The organism is Serratia sp. BFP-2025 (assembly GCF_050880365.1).
GTDB classification, from domain to species: domain Bacteria; phylum Pseudomonadota; class Gammaproteobacteria; order Enterobacterales; family Enterobacteriaceae; genus Serratia; species Serratia surfactantfaciens.
Map to the genome: position 1 here is coordinate 45,265 of NZ_JBPAFV010000002.1, position 15,834 is coordinate 61,098.

At 59.9% G+C, this 15,834-nt stretch carries 13 protein-coding genes; 6 read left to right on the forward strand and 7 right to left on the reverse strand.

The window, feature by feature from the left end:
* Position 1: 1 nt before the first annotated feature.
* Both ACRAWE_RS15715 and agaR read right to left on the reverse strand, forming a co-directional pair.
* Entirely contained in the window at positions 2-1,285 is a 1,284-nt protein-coding gene (locus ACRAWE_RS15715; protein ID WP_019455695.1) for a D-tagatose-bisphosphate aldolase, class II, non-catalytic subunit, read from the reverse strand.
* A gap of 23 nt (positions 1,286-1,308) precedes the next feature.
* Positions 1,309-2,082, reverse strand: a complete 774-nt coding sequence (gene agaR / locus ACRAWE_RS15720) for a transcriptional repressor AgaR (RefSeq protein ID WP_004931804.1) — start codon at positions 2,080-2,082, stop codon at positions 1,309-1,311.
* Positions 2,083-2,585: 503 nt separating this feature from the next.
* Between agaR and ACRAWE_RS15725 the strand changes: the two genes are divergently transcribed.
* Entirely contained in the window at positions 2,586-3,806 is a 1,221-nt protein-coding gene (locus ACRAWE_RS15725; protein ID WP_019455693.1) for a CynX/NimT family MFS transporter, read from the forward strand.
* Positions 3,807-3,984: 178 nt separating this feature from the next.
* Here the strand turns inward: ACRAWE_RS15725 and ACRAWE_RS15730 are convergent, their stop codons facing one another.
* On the reverse strand, positions 3,985-4,101 hold the full coding sequence (locus ACRAWE_RS15730; protein ID WP_071532867.1) for a YmiA family putative membrane protein: 117 nt from the start codon (positions 4,099-4,101) through the stop codon (positions 3,985-3,987).
* A gap of 387 nt (positions 4,102-4,488) precedes the next feature.
* A complete protein-coding gene (locus tag ACRAWE_RS15735) occupies positions 4,489-6,141 on the reverse strand; it encodes a multidrug ABC transporter permease/ATP-binding protein (RefSeq protein WP_063918002.1) in 1,653 nt (550 codons plus the stop codon).
* A 178-nt stretch (positions 6,142-6,319) separates the two neighbouring features.
* Between ACRAWE_RS15735 and ACRAWE_RS15740 the strand changes: the two genes are divergently transcribed.
* From ACRAWE_RS15740 to lldD, 3 genes are all read left to right on the forward strand, one after another.
* Positions 6,320-7,240: a LysR family transcriptional regulator gene (locus tag ACRAWE_RS15740; RefSeq protein ID WP_019455690.1), complete on the forward strand. Its 921-nt coding sequence runs from the start codon at positions 6,320-6,322 to the stop codon at positions 7,238-7,240.
* Between the two features lie 323 nt (positions 7,241-7,563).
* Complete coding sequence (locus ACRAWE_RS15745; protein WP_211130520.1) at positions 7,564-9,147, forward strand: L-lactate permease; 1,584 nt, start codon at positions 7,564-7,566, stop codon at positions 9,145-9,147.
* Positions 9,148-9,189: 42 nt separating this feature from the next.
* On the forward strand, positions 9,190-10,329 hold the full coding sequence (gene lldD / locus ACRAWE_RS15750; protein ID WP_063917954.1) for an FMN-dependent L-lactate dehydrogenase LldD: 1,140 nt from the start codon (positions 9,190-9,192) through the stop codon (positions 10,327-10,329).
* Position 10,330: 1 nt separating this feature from the next.
* Here the strand turns inward: lldD and ACRAWE_RS15755 are convergent, their stop codons facing one another.
* Together ACRAWE_RS15755 and ACRAWE_RS15760 are read right to left on the reverse strand one after the other, a co-directional pair.
* Positions 10,331-11,140, reverse strand: a complete 810-nt coding sequence (locus ACRAWE_RS15755) for a MoaF C-terminal domain-containing protein (protein ID WP_432525599.1) — start codon at positions 11,138-11,140, stop codon at positions 10,331-10,333.
* A gap of 35 nt (positions 11,141-11,175) precedes the next feature.
* Positions 11,176-12,441: an MFS transporter gene (locus tag ACRAWE_RS15760; RefSeq protein WP_063917956.1), complete on the reverse strand. Its 1,266-nt coding sequence runs from the start codon at positions 12,439-12,441 to the stop codon at positions 11,176-11,178.
* Positions 12,442-13,096: 655 nt separating this feature from the next.
* Between ACRAWE_RS15760 and ACRAWE_RS15765 the strand changes: the two genes are divergently transcribed.
* Entirely contained in the window at positions 13,097-13,528 is a 432-nt protein-coding gene (locus tag ACRAWE_RS15765) for a VOC family protein (protein WP_019455685.1), read from the forward strand.
* A gap of 6 nt (positions 13,529-13,534) precedes the next feature.
* On the opposite strand, the gene ACRAWE_RS15770 is transcribed toward ACRAWE_RS15765, so the two are convergent.
* Positions 13,535-15,079 carry a BCCT family transporter gene (locus tag ACRAWE_RS15770; RefSeq protein ID WP_063917957.1) on the reverse strand — a complete coding sequence of 515 codons (1,545 nt, stop codon included), beginning with the start codon at positions 15,077-15,079 and terminating at the stop codon, positions 13,535-13,537.
* 158 nt (positions 15,080-15,237) lie between these two features.
* Between ACRAWE_RS15770 and betI the strand changes: the two genes are divergently transcribed.
* Positions 15,238-15,834: a transcriptional regulator BetI gene (gene betI / locus ACRAWE_RS15775; protein ID WP_063917958.1), complete on the forward strand. Its 597-nt coding sequence runs from the start codon at positions 15,238-15,240 to the stop codon at positions 15,832-15,834.

Genomic DNA, 15,834 nt, shown 5'->3' on the forward strand with positions numbered 1-15,834 from the left:
GTCAGCGGCCCTCCGGATAGCAGGCGGCGTGGTAATCGTCGAGCACCTGCGTCACTTTATGCAGCACCCACTCCTGCGGATCGGCGCTCAATTCGCCGGCGTTCAGCGCCCGCGCCTGATCCGGCAGATACTGACTGAGCAGCGCCAGCGGCGCCGGGCTGCGGCGCAGGTTGTCCAGCAAGCCGTCGACCGCCTGCTGCACCTGCGGCTGCGGCCAGTAGTAACGCACCCGATCGCTCAGGCTGTAGTGGCGATCGAGGTACTGTTGGTGCGGCGTACCGTGGTAATAGCGGCTCCACTGTTGCGGCTGCTCGCGCATCACCTGTTCCAGCGTGGCGCACAGCTGCGCCGACTGGCGTTCCCCCAGCCATTCGCGTTCGATGCGATCGAGGGCGAACAGCGCTTCGCGCAGCGCAAAGGTCAGCGCCGGCCCCACCTTCAGGATGGCGAAATGATCGCGCACCAGCTGGCGATAGGCCTGCGGCGGTTGGTAGTCCGTGGAGTGCGCTTCATAGATCATGCCCGGCTGCCGTTCGATGAAATGGCTCAGTGCATCGGCGCGTTGCGGCTGGTAACGTTCGACGCTGTGGTGATCGAACTCGACGCCCGGCTGCACCACCAGCGCGATGGTTCGCTGCCAGGCATCGTTCAGCTCGGCCTTTTGCCAGGCGATACGGTGTGTTTCCAGGGTTTGCGCCACCGCCTGCGGCGTGGTGACCTGCAGGCCCGCCAGCGCTTCCTGCGCGCCGCCCGGCACCGGCACTTCGGTGCCGATCACATAGACCGGCGCTTCGCCGCCGCTCTGCGCCCAGGCGCGTTCCGCCACCGCGCACAAACGCGCTGCCCGCTCGGCGACAGCGGCATCCCCCAGAGGCGAGGGATCATCGGCGCACGACATGGAACAATCGAGATGAATTTTGCGAAATCCCGCGCGGACGTAATCGTCGATCAACGTTTCCGCCAGCGTCATCGCTTCCTGAGCCGGGCGATCTTGCCAGGCGTTGGGCCCCAGATGGTCGCCGCCCAGCCACACGCGCTCGCGCGCCAGGCCAACCTCATCCGCCAGCCGCCACAGCGCATCGCGAAACTGGGTCGCCGTTTGGCCGGTATAGCCGCCGAACTGATTGACCTGGTTGGACGTCGCTTCCACCAACACCGGCGTGCCACGGGCTTTGGCCTGCCGCAACGCGGCCTTCAGAACCCAGGGATGGGCGGAACAGACGGAAAAGATCCCGACCGGCATACCGGCCTTGTGCTGCTCGACAAGCTGTAACAACTGCTGCATGAAGCCCCCATGCAGGCGCCCTGCTACCGATCGGCGATGATGACCTCCACGCCCAGCTCGGTTAACGCCCGCTCGTAATCGTCCGGAAGACGGCTGTCGGTGATCAGCCGATGGATTTGTCCGGCTTCGCGAATCATGCAAAAGCTCTTGCGACCAAATTTGCTGGCATCCGCCACCGCGATAATCTCGCGTGCCACCTCGCACATTACGCGATTGAGGTGCGCCTCACCGGGGTGAGGCGTGGTGATGCCGGCGCTCAGATCGAACCCATCGACGCCCAAAAACAGTTTGTCGAATCGGTACTGACGCAATTGCTGCTCGGCAGCCGGACCGTAGAGTGAGTAAGAGTTGCGGCGCACGCTGCCCCCCAGCACCATGACCTCCACCCCGTCGTTTCCCGAAAGCTCGTAGGCAATGTTCAGCGCATTGGTCATCACCACCAGATCGCGCCGCCCCTTCAGGAACGGCACGATCTGCGCGGTGGTGGAGCCGGAATCGAGGATCAGCGCATCGCCGTCGCGCACATAGCCGGCCGCCGCGTTGGCGATCAGCGTTTTGACGTCGCGATTCAACCGCCCTTTGTCCCGCAACGGCCGATCGAAAGCGAATTGCTGATTGAGCATCGCGCCGCCGTAAGCGCGCAGCGCACACCCTTTTCGTTCCAGAAAGCGCAGATCGTTGCGGATCGTCACCGTGGATACCGCAAACTGTTTGCTGAGCTGCTCCACGCGCACGCTGCCGTGCTCGCATAACAGATCGATGATGTGTTCACGTCGCTTTGCGGTATTCACTGGCATGAGCTGCGGTCCTCAGGTTTCCGGCATCGCCGGGGAGAAGATGGCTTTCGCTCTACTGCGCTGGCATTACAGCAAAGCGAAAGCAATGAAATTGTGATCGGGCTTACAGCCCCGTTTTAGCAAAAAAATCGCCAAAAAACCTTTCGAATCGAAATAGATCGAAAAGTCAGGAAGCGGAATGGAGGCAAAGTGAAATGCCATGACGAGCGCGCACGCCGGAGAGCAGCCGCATGGGGGGAGAGAGAAGTGAAAGCGGCGCATGGCCCGCCCCGCGCCAGGACTTTTAGTTCACTCAGTGACCAGGATCACATAATGGCAATTATCCTGTCACCGACGGGGATTAACCGCCCCTATCACGCCGGCCCCTCCCCTTGTCAGCGTGAAGCATCTTCCCTACACTTGCGATCGGATACCGCCAATTTGGCGGTACGTAAGCGTTAACGTCAATCAACGCATCACGCCATGCAGCGCTGATTGACTGCATGCCCTGGTGCGAGGAACCCATGCCGCAACCCGCTTCATCCCCATCATCCAGCTTAACCCCGCGCCGCCGTTTACATCGCCCGGTACTGCTGATCGTCGGCATCATGCTGATCGCGGCCAACCTGCGCGCCGCCCTGACCAGCGTGGGCCCGCTGCTGGAGCAGATCCAGCAACAGCTGGCGTTATCCGCCACCGCCGCCGGCCTGATCAACTCGCTGCCGCTAATCCTGTTCGCCGTTCTTTCGCCGCTGACCCCGGCGCTGGCGAAACGCATCGGCATCGAGCGCACCCTGGGCCTCGCCCTCGCGCTGCTGGTTTGCGGCATTGCGCTGCGTTCCCTGCCGCAAGACGCCATGCTGTGGCTGGGCAGCATCCTGATCGGCGCCGCCATCGCCCTCGCCAACGTAGTGCTGCCGACGCTGGTGAAAAGAGATTTCCCACATCGCGCCGCCGCCATGATCGCCGCCTATGCGGCGGTGATGTCGCTGGTCGCCGCCATCGCCTCCGGCCTGGCGGTGCCGCTGGCTTCGCTGGGCGATCTCGGCTGGCGGTTCTCTTTGCTGTGCTGGGGGTTGCCCGCGCTGCTGGCGCTGCTGGTGTGGCTGCCACAGCTGCGACGCCCCGCCACGCCCGCAGTCAAAGAGCCGCTGTCGACGGAGCCGCAACGCTATCGTTCTCCCTGGGGCAGTGCGCTGGGATGGCAGGTGGCGATGTTCATGGGGCTGCAATCTATTGCTTTTTACACCATTATCGGCTGGTTCAGCGCCTTTGCCGCCAGCCACGGCACCTCGGCTCAGCAGGCGGGCTTCGAGCTGTTCGTGTATCAGGTGGTGGCGATCGTCGCCAACTTTGTGATGGTGGTGATTTTGCCGCGGGCGCGCGATCAGCGAGCGATCGCGCTGGGCAGTTCTCTGCTGATCTTTATCGGCGTCGGGGGATTATTGGTGCAACCCGCCAGCTCGCTGGTGTGGTTGACGTTCGCCGGGTTGGGCGCGGGGAGTTCGCTGGTGCTGGCGCTGTCGTTCTTCGGATTGCGCAGTCAGCATCATCACCAGGCGACGCTGTTATCGGGTATGGCGCAATCCGTCGGTTATCTGCTGGCGGCCTTGGGCCCCACCCTGTTCGGCCTGCTGCATGACCTGACGGAAGGCTGGCGTTTGCCACTGATCGTGTTGCTCTGTCTGACTCTCCTGCAAATGCTGTTCGGCGCATTGGCCGGCCGTAGCCGCCTGATCGGTTAGCGCCGCTGGGCGATAGGTCGCTCCGCCTCAGGGGCGTTATCCTGCCACAAATCTTCAATGAAGGCGCGCTGCTCATCGCTCAGCACCCATGAAGGCGGAATTTTGGACTGCGCGCGACGCCGAGCGCCCTCACGATTTTTAGCCTGCTTTTTGTTCACCAATCGTCTTCCTGCTCAGCTTACTTAATCAGTAGCCAGTAAATCACGGCAGCGGTTAGCAGCCAGAACAGCCCACAACCGATAAACACGCATAGCCATGCCTTACGTTTGATATTTGATCCATCCTTGCTCACCACAGCGCCCCTAACCAATAGATTAAACCATTCAAACGATGATTATTGATCTGTTTTAACGATCGATAAAGTAGTTTGTTCCTATGGATATTTAAAAAATCACTGCTACCCAAATACCTGCATTGCAGTATCAATGAGCACGGCACCGTGGATACCACTGTTATCGGCAGCCGATAACGCGTATTGATAGGCGAACGAACATACAGTGTGTCACACCTTTAATGGCTAAAATTAAACCACTGGTAAATAATTAGTCACTAAATCATTTGACTGGTCATAAGCCAAATCGGCAACAGGCGACGCTGAAGAAGAGGATGAAAATGAAGCGACGTACTGAATCGCATGAGGAGAAGCGCCGGCCCGTTTGGGTTTCGCCCGGGCCGGCGAGGATTAGCCAATTCGACTGACGGAGTCTCGGCTGGCGTGTTCACGCTCGCAGCCGGTCAGTTCGCGCAGCTGGCCGGAGCGCATCTCAAGCAACCGATCGGCATGTTCGAAATAGTGGTCGTCATGGCTGATGGCGAATACCGTTTTGCCTAACGCGCGCAACTCTGGCAACAGCTCGCGATAAAAAATACGCCGGAACTGCGGATCCTGATCCGCGGCCCATTCATCCAACAGCAGGATATCGCGCTGTTCCGCCACCGCCAGCAGCAGGGCCAGACGTTTGCGCTGCCCCTGCGACAGCTGCGGGTTGGTCACCCTGTCGCCGTCGAACTGCAGTTTGCTTTTCATATTCAAGCGCTCGAGCCAGACGGCGACCAACTCCGCATCGGGTTCGCCACCTTCCGGCCCTTGCAAGCGATCGAACTGATGAAAATCGGTGAAAATCGCCGAAAACAGCCGACGATAATCCGGCATATCCGCTGCGGTCTGGGCGATGCCATCCACAACGATGTGCCCGCTCACCGGCCGGTACAACCCGGTCAGCAGCATCGCCAGCGTTGACTTGCCGCTGCCGTTGCCACCGATCAAAAAGACCAGCTCGCCACGCCGCAGCGTCAGATTGAGCGGCCCGACGGCAAAACCGGGCTGCTGTTCCGTATCCGCATAGTGAAAAACCACGTCGCGCAGTTCCAGCGTCTGCCAGGCACGGCCGGTGGCGGCAGGGAACGCCGGTTGGTACTCGGCCAGGCGCAGCGTCTTCAGCTTGTTGAAGGCGACTTCGGCGCTGACCAGCGTCGGAAACGCTCCGACCGCCTGCAGTAATGGCGTGCGCAAGAACAGCAACGTCAGGGAATACGTGGCGGCTACCGTCGAGTTCGCCCATCCCAGGCTGTTGGCCATAAAGAACACCAGCCCGATCGCCCCCAACATCATGATATTTGACCAGTTGAGCGCACTCAGATGGAAGGTATCGGCGCGAATGATATGGTAGCGGTAAGCTTGCGCATCAGGCTGATAGACCTGTTCGTACAGCGCCTGCGCTCGCTTGCGGTTCAACGTCAGTTCCTTACGACCGTCAATCACCGATTCATAATGATGATAGAGACGCTCTTCTGACTCGCGCAAACTGGCCATATGGCGATAAACCCGCGAGACCAGACAACCACTGCCCACCACGGTGATGGCGACCCACACCGCCGTCACCGCCAGCATTTTCGGTGACAGCCATCCCAGATAGGCCGCCGATCCCAGGGTTAAAATCACCCCTTGCACCAGTTCGGGCAAGCGCACGAAGGCGACGGTGATATTGCGCACATCGCTGGACAGGCTGGCCAATAATGAGGCGCTGCCTAGCTGTTCGAGGCGTTCAATATCGGTATCCAGGATGCGCTTCACTAACTGCCCGCGCAGGCGGTAGACGAAGTAATGGCCCAAGGTCGTCAGCGCCAATTGCGAGCCCAGCGTGACCGCCATCAGCAATGCCAGCAGGGCAAGAAACATCGGCAGCACGGCCAATGCATCGCCGCCGGCGTCCATCAGGTATTGATTGATAAATGCAATGATACCGATGCCTAAGCCGGCGCTGGTCATGGTCAATGCCATCACCGCCAGAAAGGGCCAACGATACTGGTGATAAACCACCCGTAGCAGTTCCATGAAAAAACCTCTGAAGTCGCGATCTGGCAGGCATTGTAAGCGGCGCGAGAATGAGATCAAGACGAATTCTCATTGTTCGCGCAGCCTCTGATTTCGGCGTCGGGGGCATTTTGATGATTGCTTATTGAAACGAGAGACTTACACTGGCGCCACTTGCCGCTGAAGGGAACAGCCGATTATGCTCGCCACTCACGAATACGCCAACGACCTGATTCTGTTTGCCCTGATTGTCGACTGCGGGTCGTTCAGCAAGGCTGCGGAGAGCGCCGGCATCACCAGCTCGGTGGTCAGTAAACGCATCGGGCGGCTGGAAAAATCGCTGGGTGCCCGCCTGCTGTACCGCACCACCCGCAGCCTGACGCTGACCGAAAGCGGCCAGGCGCTCTACCAGCAGGCCAAAGAGATCGGCGCCAAAGTGCAGGAGGCGCTGTACGCCGTCAGCGAAAAGAGCGAAGAGTTGACCGGCACCATCCGCATGTCGGTGCCAACCATTTCGGGCGAGCTGCTGCTGAGCGAAAGCGTGGCGGAATTTTGCGCCCAGCATCCCAGCCTGAAGGTCGAAATGCGGCTGGAAAACCGCTTCGTCGATCTGGTGGAAGAAGGCATCGATCTGGCGATCCGGACCGGCACCATGCCGGATTCCAGCCTGATTGCCCGGCCGATCTTCGATTCCCGCTGGGTGATCGTCTGCTCGCCGGGCTACCTGGAAAGCCACCCGGAACCGCGCAGCGCCGACGATCTGCTTAGCCACAACTGCCTGACCTACACCTACCAGGAGAGCGGCACCGCCAACTGGCTGATGAAGCGGCCAGGGCGCAACGACATCTACGAGCTGCAGGTTAACGGCAACCTGTCGGCCAACAATGCGCGAGCGATCCGCAAAGCGGTAATCGGCGGTCACGGCATCGCCATGGTGCCGCGCTGCATGGTGTACGAAGACTTGCAGGACGGAAAACTGACGGAGATTTTGGCCGGCCACTGCGGCAAGGTGCTGGGCATTTACGCCGTCTATCCTTACACCCGCAATCTGCCGTTAAAAACTCGCCTGCTGATCGAACATATCATCGGTTCCTACCAAAATATCAGCCATTACTTTTGAGTTTTCTGCTCTGATTATTTCTCCATGGCCGGAAAATGCCGTGGGGATTACGGCATTTTTGGACATAATCTATTGAACATTACCGCTTAATTAATGTGAACTCGCGCATTCATCACACAAAAACCACTTCTATTAGTCTGATTTTAAACACATTAATTTAACCCCTCACACCGACGTTTTCCCCGCCGGCGGCGCCGTTCGCCGATGTTAAAAAATTACCGCATGGCATCGTCGCCAACGTTGTGATTAGAATAAAAATGTTGCGGTAATTAACCTTTCAGCTACATCTCTCTGCCCATAAAAATAATAACCCTGAGGATCTTATGCCCCTGCTTTTCAGTATTGCGCCCATCATCCTGCTGATCTGGATGATGACCAAAAGGAATGGCGTGCCCTCTTACCTCGCCCTGCCGCTGACGGCCGCCGTGGTGTACGCCGTACAGCTCTTGTGGTTCGATGCCTCGCTGCGGCTGCTGCATGCCCATATCATCACCGCGCTGGTGTCGACGCTGACGCCGATCACCATCATCGCCGGCGCCATCCTGCTCAACAAACTGATGCAGGTGAGCGGCGCGGAAAACGTGGTGCGCCGCTGGCTGGAAACCATCAGCCCCAATCCCGTGGCCCAACTGATGATTATCGGCTGGGCGTTCGCCTTTATGATTGAAGGCGCCAGCGGCTTCGGCACCCCGGCCGCCATCGCCGCGCCGATTCTGGTCGGGCTGGGCTTCAACCCGCTGCGCGTCGCTCTGTTGACGCTGGTGATGAACTCGGTGCCGGTCTCCTTCGGCGCCGTGGGCACCCCCACCTGGTTCGGCTTCGCCAATCTCGGCCTGTCGGACGCCAGCCTGCTGGAGATCGGCCGACAAACCGCGCTGATCCACTTTGTCGCCGGTTTCATCATTCCTCTGCTGGCGCTGCGCTTTATCGTTTCCTGGCGGGATATCCGCCGCAATCTGCCGTTTATCCTGCTCAGCGTACTGAGCTGCACCGTGCCCTATCTGCTGTTGGCCCAGGTGAACTATGAGTTCCCGGCGCTGGTCGGCGGCGCGATCGGCCTGGCGCTGTCGGTGCTGCTGGCGCGCGGCGGCATCGGCCTCGCCCGCAGCGACAAACCGCAGAGCGCCGGGCAAGCGGTGCCGTTCTTGCAGGTGGTCAAGGCCATGACCCCGACCCTGCTGCTGATTGCTATTCTGATAGTGACGCGCGTTCACCAACTGGGCCTCAAGGCGCTGCTCAACAACACCGCGCTGCTGTGGCAGGAAAATCTCGGCTGGCTCGGGGAGCTGCGCGTCAGCCGGGCGCTGATCGTCGAACTGCAACACGTGCTGGGCACCTCCGCCGCCGCCGGCTACAAAACGTTGTATGTCCCGGCGCTGATCCCGTTCCTGCTGGTGGTGCTGCTGTGCATTCCGCTGTTCCGGCTGAATGGCGGCCAGGTGCGGCAGATGTTCAGTGAAACCGGCGGGCGCATCGCACGGCCCTTTATCGCCCTGTTCGGCGCACTGGTGATGGTCAACCTGATGATGCAGGGCGGCGACAACGCGCCGGTGATCCTGATCGGCAAAGCGCTGGCGGCGCTGACCGGCGACAGCTGGCTGCTGTTCTCGTCATTGCTCGGCGCGCTGGGATCGTTCTTCTCCGGTTCCAATACCGTCTCGAACCTGACGTTCGGCGGCATTCAGCAGTCGATCGCCCAGAGCAGCGGCCTCGACGTCAATCTGACGCTGGCCTTGCAGTCCGTCGGCGGCGCCATGGGCAACATGGTGTGCCTGAACAATATTATCGCGGTCTGCTCGATCCTCGGGATCGGCAACGCCGAAGGCAAAATCATCAGAAAGACCGTGCTGCCGATGCTGGCGTACGGCGGGATTGCGGCCGGTATGGCGGCGATCCTCACGCTCTGATCGACAACTCGTTATCGCAAGCAAGACAAGAAGGTAAACACTATGATCATCTCCGCGTCAACCGACTACCGGGCCGCCGCCCAGGCCAAACTGCCGCCGTTTCTGTTTCACTATATCGACGGCGGGGCCTACGCGGAGCATACGCTGAAGCGCAATACCGCAGACCTGGCCGATATCGCCTTGCGCCAGCGCGTGCTGCGCAATATGTCCGAACTCAGCCTGGAAACCACGCTGTTCGGCGAGCAGCTGGCGATGCCGGTGGCGTTGGGGCCGGTGGGGCTGACCGGCATGTACGCCCGCCGCGGTGAAGTGCAGGCCGCGCGCGCCGCAGCCCAAAAAGGCATTCCGTTCACCCTGTCCACCGTGTCGGTCTGCCCGATCGAAGAGGTGGCGCCGGCGATCGATCGGCCGATGTGGTTCCAGCTCTACGTGCTGAAAGATCGCGGTTTTATGCGCAACGCGCTGGAGCGTGCCAAGGCCGCCGGCGTGAAAACGCTGGTGTTCACCGTCGACATGCCGGTGCCGGGCGCCCGTTATCGCGACGCCCATTCGGGGATGAGCGGCCCTAACGCCGCCCTGCGCCGCGTGCTGCAGGCGTTTACCCATCCGCAGTGGGCCTGGGACGTCGGCCTGCTCGGCAAGCCGCACGATCTGGGCAACGTTTCAGCCTACCGCGGCAAACCGACCAGCCTGGAAGACTACATCGGCTGGCTGGGCGCCAACTTCGATCCGTCGATTTCCTGGAAAGATCTGGAGTGGATCCGCGAATTCTGGGACGGCCCGATGATCATCAAAGGCATTCTGGATCCGGAGGATGCCAAAGACGCCGTGCGCTTCGGCGCCGACGGCATCATCGTTTCCAACCACGGCGGCCGCCAGCTGGACGGCGTGCTGTCGACCGCGCGCGCCATGCCGGCGATCGCCGACGCGGTGAAAGGCGACATCACGCTGCTGGCCGACTCCGGCATCCGCAGCGGCCTGGACGTGGTACGCATGATCGCGCTGGGCGCCGACACCGTACTGCTGGGGCGCGCCTTCGTCTATGCGCTGGCGGCGGCCGGCGAAGCCGGCGTCGCTAACTTGCTGGATCTGATCGACAAAGAGATGCGCGTCGCCATGACGCTCACCGGCGCGAAAACCATCGCGGAGATCAACGCCGGTTCGCTGGTCAGAAACGCCTGACTCACAGCGGCTGCACGCCCTCCGGATAAGCGTTGTAGCTCATCTTGCTGATGAAAGCCCCGGCCGGCGACACCAGAACCCGGCCGGCGGCGTCCAGCCCGAGGAAGGTGCCGGTGCAGCGCCCGGAGATAAAATCGAAGAAGAATACCGAGCACACCGGGATAATCTTTTCCCGGAAGGTGAACAGGAACATCTCGTCCTCAAACTTGTAGTAGGTGGCATAGTCCATGTCACCGTGGCCGAACTGTTCGCCGCGCAGGTTTTGCCAGGCATAGCGCTCGGTGTTGACGTAGAAGTGTTCGTAGTAATGGTTGGGGCTGTAGACGTTCAGCGTACGATAGCCGATCAGCTCACGGGTCAGATGCGGCGCGATGCCGCCCGGCGTGACGCCGACAATCCGGCCGACGTGGAAGCTTTGCTTGAGGCGCGAGCCCTTTTCCACCGTCTGTTCCGGCAACAGCGTGCTGCGCACCAGCAGCGCCCGGCCACTTTCACGGTTGAGCACCAGCGTCAGGCACTCGTTGCCCGGCGACTGCAGCGGAATATTGAAGAAATAACGTGCGGCGGAGGTTTGCACCTCTTCATAAGCGTCCTCACCGCTCTCCCCGCCCCAGGCCCAAAGCACCCGCTGCCGATCGGCGCTGAAGCGCAGCGTGATTTCCCCGCCGTCTTCAAAGGCGATCTGCAACGTTTTGCCGCGCCAGTCCTGAGTGCCCGGCAGCCGGTTGGTGTCGATGCCGCGCGCGAAATCGTCGTAATTCTTCCAGTCCGGTTCGGCATTTTGATTCAGTACGGATGGTTCTGCTGACATCTTCGCTCTCCTTGATTAATGGGATGAAAGCCGCTTTAAACGTCGACGACGCCCGCCGGTTTCACCGCTCTGCGGTTCACCACGGCAGGAGCCGTTTCATCGAGAAAACAACTCAGTACGCCGGCGCAGACGGCGCCGGCAGCCGCCAGCCACATCACGCTGACCAACCCGTAGCGATCGGCGATCAGCCCGGCGATGAACGGCGCCAGACAGCCGCCAATCACCTCGCCGATCCCCATTACCAGCCCCAACGCGGTGGCGATACGGGCCGGCGACACCGTTTCAGAGGGGATGGTGGCCATAAACAGCGTGAAGCACCCAAGGCCGGTATAAGACAGGAACACCAGCACGCCCAGCAGCCACGGGTTGTCGACGTAGCTCAGGAACAGCGGGCAGCACACCGCCAACAGCGAAAAGAAGATCAGCGTCGGTTTGCGGCCAAGGCGATCGGAGATCGCCGGTACCGCCACGCCCCAGAAGACCCAGGCGGCGCCGATGGCGCTCATGATGCCGCCCATCGTGCCTTCGCCGAAGCCGCGGTCGGTCACCAAAAAGTTAGGGGTGAAGGTAATGATGATCATGAACCAGGTGACGAACACGCAGGAGATCAGAATGCACAGCGCAACGTTCTTGATTTTGAACAGCTCGCCGTAAGCGGCTTTGCCCGCCGCCTTGCCGGCCGCCGGCGCGGCGATAAAGGCGGGATCCTTTTTACCGTTCACATAGCGATAGATCAGCCACGCCAGAATGATGCCCGGCACGGCGGTCAGGTGAAACGCCATGCTCCAGCCCCACTTCTGCGCCAGATAGATGATCAGCGGCGGCGCGATAATGCCGCCCAGCAGCCCCGGCGCCGCGCCCTGGATCAAACCCATGTTGAAACCGCGGCGCTGCGGCTGCGATTTTTCCACCATCAGCGACTGGGCGATCGGCAGCACCGGCCCTTCGGCGATCCCCATCAGCGCTCGGAAGATCAATAACATGGCAAAGCCGCTGACCAGCCCCGACAGTGCGGAGAACAGCGAAAACACCAGGATCGATAGGATCAGCATCGGTTTGCGGATATTAAAGCGATCGGCGATAGCCCCCAATCCCGCGCCGGACAGCGCCCAGGTTAACGCCAACACCGCCGACAGCGTGCCGAGATGCACGTTGCTCAGCTTAAGGTCGGCGGCAATCATCGGAAACAGAAACGAGATGGTGAGGCGATCGACGAACACGCAGCCGAAGACAAAAAATAAAATAATCAGCAACCGGTTCTCTTCACTTAATGTTCCGCGTGGCCCTGGCGATGTATTCATAGCGTCATTGGTCCATAAGTTAACTTATGAATGGCGACCCGCCATGGCATAAGTGCGTTAAGCGTTCGGCCAAGGGAGAATTTGGCCATCCGTCACAACAACAACTCATTAACATGTTAATGACATAAAATTATCGCAAGCTGCGGACATGTCAAACGGCCGTTGAAAACGGCGTCGGGAGAACAAATCAGGCATTTTTCACCGCGCGTGAACGACATGAAAATAAATCAACTTTTTGTTTTTAATAAATAAACCAAATTTATTCGGCACTTTTTATTTTTATAAAAGAAACCAAAGCCACGTGATTTATAAATACGTTAATAAACAAAACTTAATCCTTTCTTATAAATAGACGGTATCTTCCCTTTCATCGGCCTTATAACCCCACCCTTTTTATTATTTGAATCTGTTTGCTTTATAGCGACCATAATGCGAACGATTAACTCCATTGTGTTAATCAATAATCACGCGATGACATTATCAATGCTGAATAATAATAAAAGCGCAGGCCGTGACAAGAATCACAAACAGAGCTCCCTTTTTCATGCCCAGTGAACGGGTTATTACCGGCGCGGCTAGCTTATGCCAACTCGATCCAAACTCGGATGGAAAATGGCGGCATGATAAGCGGCAGACAACCCGCAAGGAGATGAACATGACGGCAAAACTGACCGAAGCCGGTTTCTGGCGCAAAACCGCCGACTCTTCATCGCGGCGCGAGCCGCGCGTGCTGATTCGGGTCTACGTCGACGAAGGCGAGATTGACCGTGCCATCGCGTTCTACGAGCAGCTGCACGGCGTGGAAGCGGATATGCGCTTCGACTTTCCCGAGCATCGGCTGGTGCTGGCGGCGGTGGGGCCGTTTCTGATTCTGGAAGGGTCGGAAGAGCAGCTGCGCCCTTTCCGCAGCACCGTCGGCACGCTGCTGGTCGATGACATTTATCCTTACCACCGGCGGCTGCTGGCCGCCGGGGCCGAGATCTTCTTCGGCCCGGTGGAGGTGCCCACCGGCGCCTGTTTCAATGCGCGCCTGCCGGACGGCACGATTGTCGAGTACGTGCATCACCGGCCGCGCGCGGACGAATAATCTGCCTCAGGGAAGCGCCGGCTTCATGGCGTAACCGCACAGGTCCTTGCGCAGGCTAAGCATATACAGCACGATCACCGCCGAGAACGGCAGGCCGCACAGCACCACTGCGGTCTGCATCGCGCTGAAGCTGCCGGCGTACAACAGCCCGGCGCACACCAGCGTGGTGACCGCCGCCCAGAACACCCGCAGCCAGGCCGGCGCGTCATCGTGAGCGGAACCGCCCTGGCAGGAGAGGTTGGCTATCATCAGCGTGCCGGAATCGACCGGCGTCAGAAACAGCACGAAGCTTATCACCACCACGAAACCGGCGGTCAGCTGGGTATAAGGCAGGTATTCGAACAGCTTGAACACCGCCATCGGCGGATCGCTTTGCGCCACCTGCCCCAGGATCGCCTGCCCGCCTTCCAGCACCAGGCTGATGGCGGTATTGCCGAAGATCGACAGCCACGCCAGCGTGAACCCCAGCGGGATCAACAACACGCCGAAGATCAGTTCGCGGATAGTGCGCCCTTTGGAAATGCGCGCGATAAACAGCCCGACGAACGGCGCCCACGCCACCCACCAGGCCCAATAGAACAGCGTCCAGGCGCCCTGCCATTGGCGCGCCTTGCCGTACAGGTACATATCGAAGCTGCGGCTGACCAGCGAAGTCAGATAATCCCCGACGTTCTGCAACAGGCCGTTGAGCAGGTTCAGCGTCGGGCCGGCCAGAAACACGAACAGCAGCAGCAGGCACAGGAAGCCGACGTTGATGTTCGACAGCATGGCAATGCCCTTCTCGACGCCGGTGATCGCCGCCAACGTGGCCACCACCATCATCACCACGATCAGTGCCAACAGCACGCCGGTGCTTTGCGGGATATCGAACAGGTAAAACAGCCCCGAGTTCACCAGCAGCGCGCCGATCCCCAGGTTGGTTACCATCGAGATGACCGTCACCAGAATGCCGAAACTGTCCACCAGATGGCCGACGCCGCCGTGGATGCGCTCGCCGAAGATCGGATACAGTGCGGAACGCAGCGCCAGCGGCAAACCGCGGCAATAGGCGAAATAGGCAAGCGCAGTGGCGATCAGCGCATACAGCGCCCAACCGTGCAGCCCCCAGTGCAGGAAGGTGAGTGCCATCGCCTGTCGCGCCGCCTGCACGCTGCCGCCGCTGCCTTCCGGTGGCGACAGGAAGTGATCCAGCGGCTCGTAGGCGCCGTAATACACCAGCGCAATGCCGATGCCCGACGAAAACAGCATCGCCACCCAGGAGGGGTAGCTGAACTGCGGCGGCTCGTCATCCTGGCTGAGGCGAATGTGGCCAAAGCGCGACAGCGCCAGCCAGAACACGAACGCCATGCAGGCGACCATCAACAACATGTAATACCAGCCGAACACGTCGGCCACCCAGTTCTGCGCAACATTCAGCCACTGTTTGCTGGCGGCGGGAAACAGCACAATCAACGCCCCCAGCAGCAATATCACCGCTGCAGAGCCGAAAAATACCGGGGCATTCAATCTGACAGGTTCTTCGTCAAGCGATGGAGGAGTTTTTATTGTCATTGGCAGGCTTCCATGAGGCGAAAGACTGACGATTTGAATGCAACTTTTATTTAACATTTAATCGTCATTTATTTGACATTTTTGCAGCATATAGAGTATTGATTGACCGTTCAATCAATCAAATCCAAAGTGTGATTGGCCTATCAGTTGAGGAAAATATGTACCGCAGAGACATTCCTGAGCAGCGCAAGGAACAGCTGATTAACGCCGCCTTCGAGGCTATCAGCGTGGTGGGACTGGCCGGCGTCACCCTGTCGCAGGTGGCGAAAGAAGCCGGACTGTCGACCGGCATCGTCAGCCACTATTTTGGCGATAAGGAGGGATTGCTGAGCGCCACCATGCGCAAGATCCTGCGCGATTTGCGCGACGCGGTGGCCGAGTGCCGCGCTCAGGCGGCGAGCGACAGCCAGTCGCAGCTGTGCGCCATCATTCAGGGCAACTTCCACCCCAGCCAAACCAACGCCATTTCCATGCGCGCCTGGCTCGATTTCTGGGCCGCCAGCATGCATCAGCCGGTGCTGCGCCGCCTGCAGCGCGCCAACGATCGGCGGCTCTATTCCAATATTTGCAGCCAGTTCCGCCGCGAGCTGCCGCTGCAGCAGGCGCGCGACGCAGCGCGCGGGCTGGCGGCGATGATCGATGGCCTCTGGCTGCGCGGCAGCCTGGCCGGGGATGAAACCGATCTGCAGCAGGATTACCGCATCGCCTGCGACTACGTGATACAACGGCTGCAGGCCGCTCCGTCGGCGGAGTAA

Bases quoted from the DNA above. Each gene is read 5' to 3' on its own strand.
- ACRAWE_RS15715 (WP_019455695.1), bottom strand. From the start codon at position 1,285: ATGCAGCAGTTGTTACAGCTTGTCGAGCAGCACAAGGCCGGTATGCCG.
- agaR (WP_004931804.1), bottom strand. From the start codon at position 2,082: ATGCCAGTGAATACCGCAAAGCGACGTGAACACATCATCGATCTGTTA.
- ACRAWE_RS15725 (WP_019455693.1), top strand. From the start codon at position 2,586: ATGCCGCAACCCGCTTCATCCCCATCATCCAGCTTAACCCCGCGCCGC.
- ACRAWE_RS15735 (WP_063918002.1), bottom strand. From the start codon at position 6,141: ATGGAACTGCTACGGGTGGTTTATCACCAGTATCGTTGGCCCTTTCTG.
- ACRAWE_RS15740 (WP_019455690.1), top strand. From the start codon at position 6,320: ATGCTCGCCACTCACGAATACGCCAACGACCTGATTCTGTTTGCCCTG.
- ACRAWE_RS15745 (WP_211130520.1), top strand. From the start codon at position 7,564: ATGCCCCTGCTTTTCAGTATTGCGCCCATCATCCTGCTGATCTGGATG.
- lldD (WP_063917954.1), top strand. From the start codon at position 9,190: ATGATCATCTCCGCGTCAACCGACTACCGGGCCGCCGCCCAGGCCAAA.
- ACRAWE_RS15755 (WP_432525599.1), bottom strand. From the start codon at position 11,140: ATGTCAGCAGAACCATCCGTACTGAATCAAAATGCCGAACCGGACTGG.
- ACRAWE_RS15760 (WP_063917956.1), bottom strand. From the start codon at position 12,441: ATGAATACATCGCCAGGGCCACGCGGAACATTAAGTGAAGAGAACCGG.
- ACRAWE_RS15765 (WP_019455685.1), top strand. From the start codon at position 13,097: ATGACGGCAAAACTGACCGAAGCCGGTTTCTGGCGCAAAACCGCCGAC.
- ACRAWE_RS15770 (WP_063917957.1), bottom strand. From the start codon at position 15,079: ATGACAATAAAAACTCCTCCATCGCTTGACGAAGAACCTGTCAGATTG.
- betI (WP_063917958.1), top strand. From the start codon at position 15,238: ATGTACCGCAGAGACATTCCTGAGCAGCGCAAGGAACAGCTGATTAAC.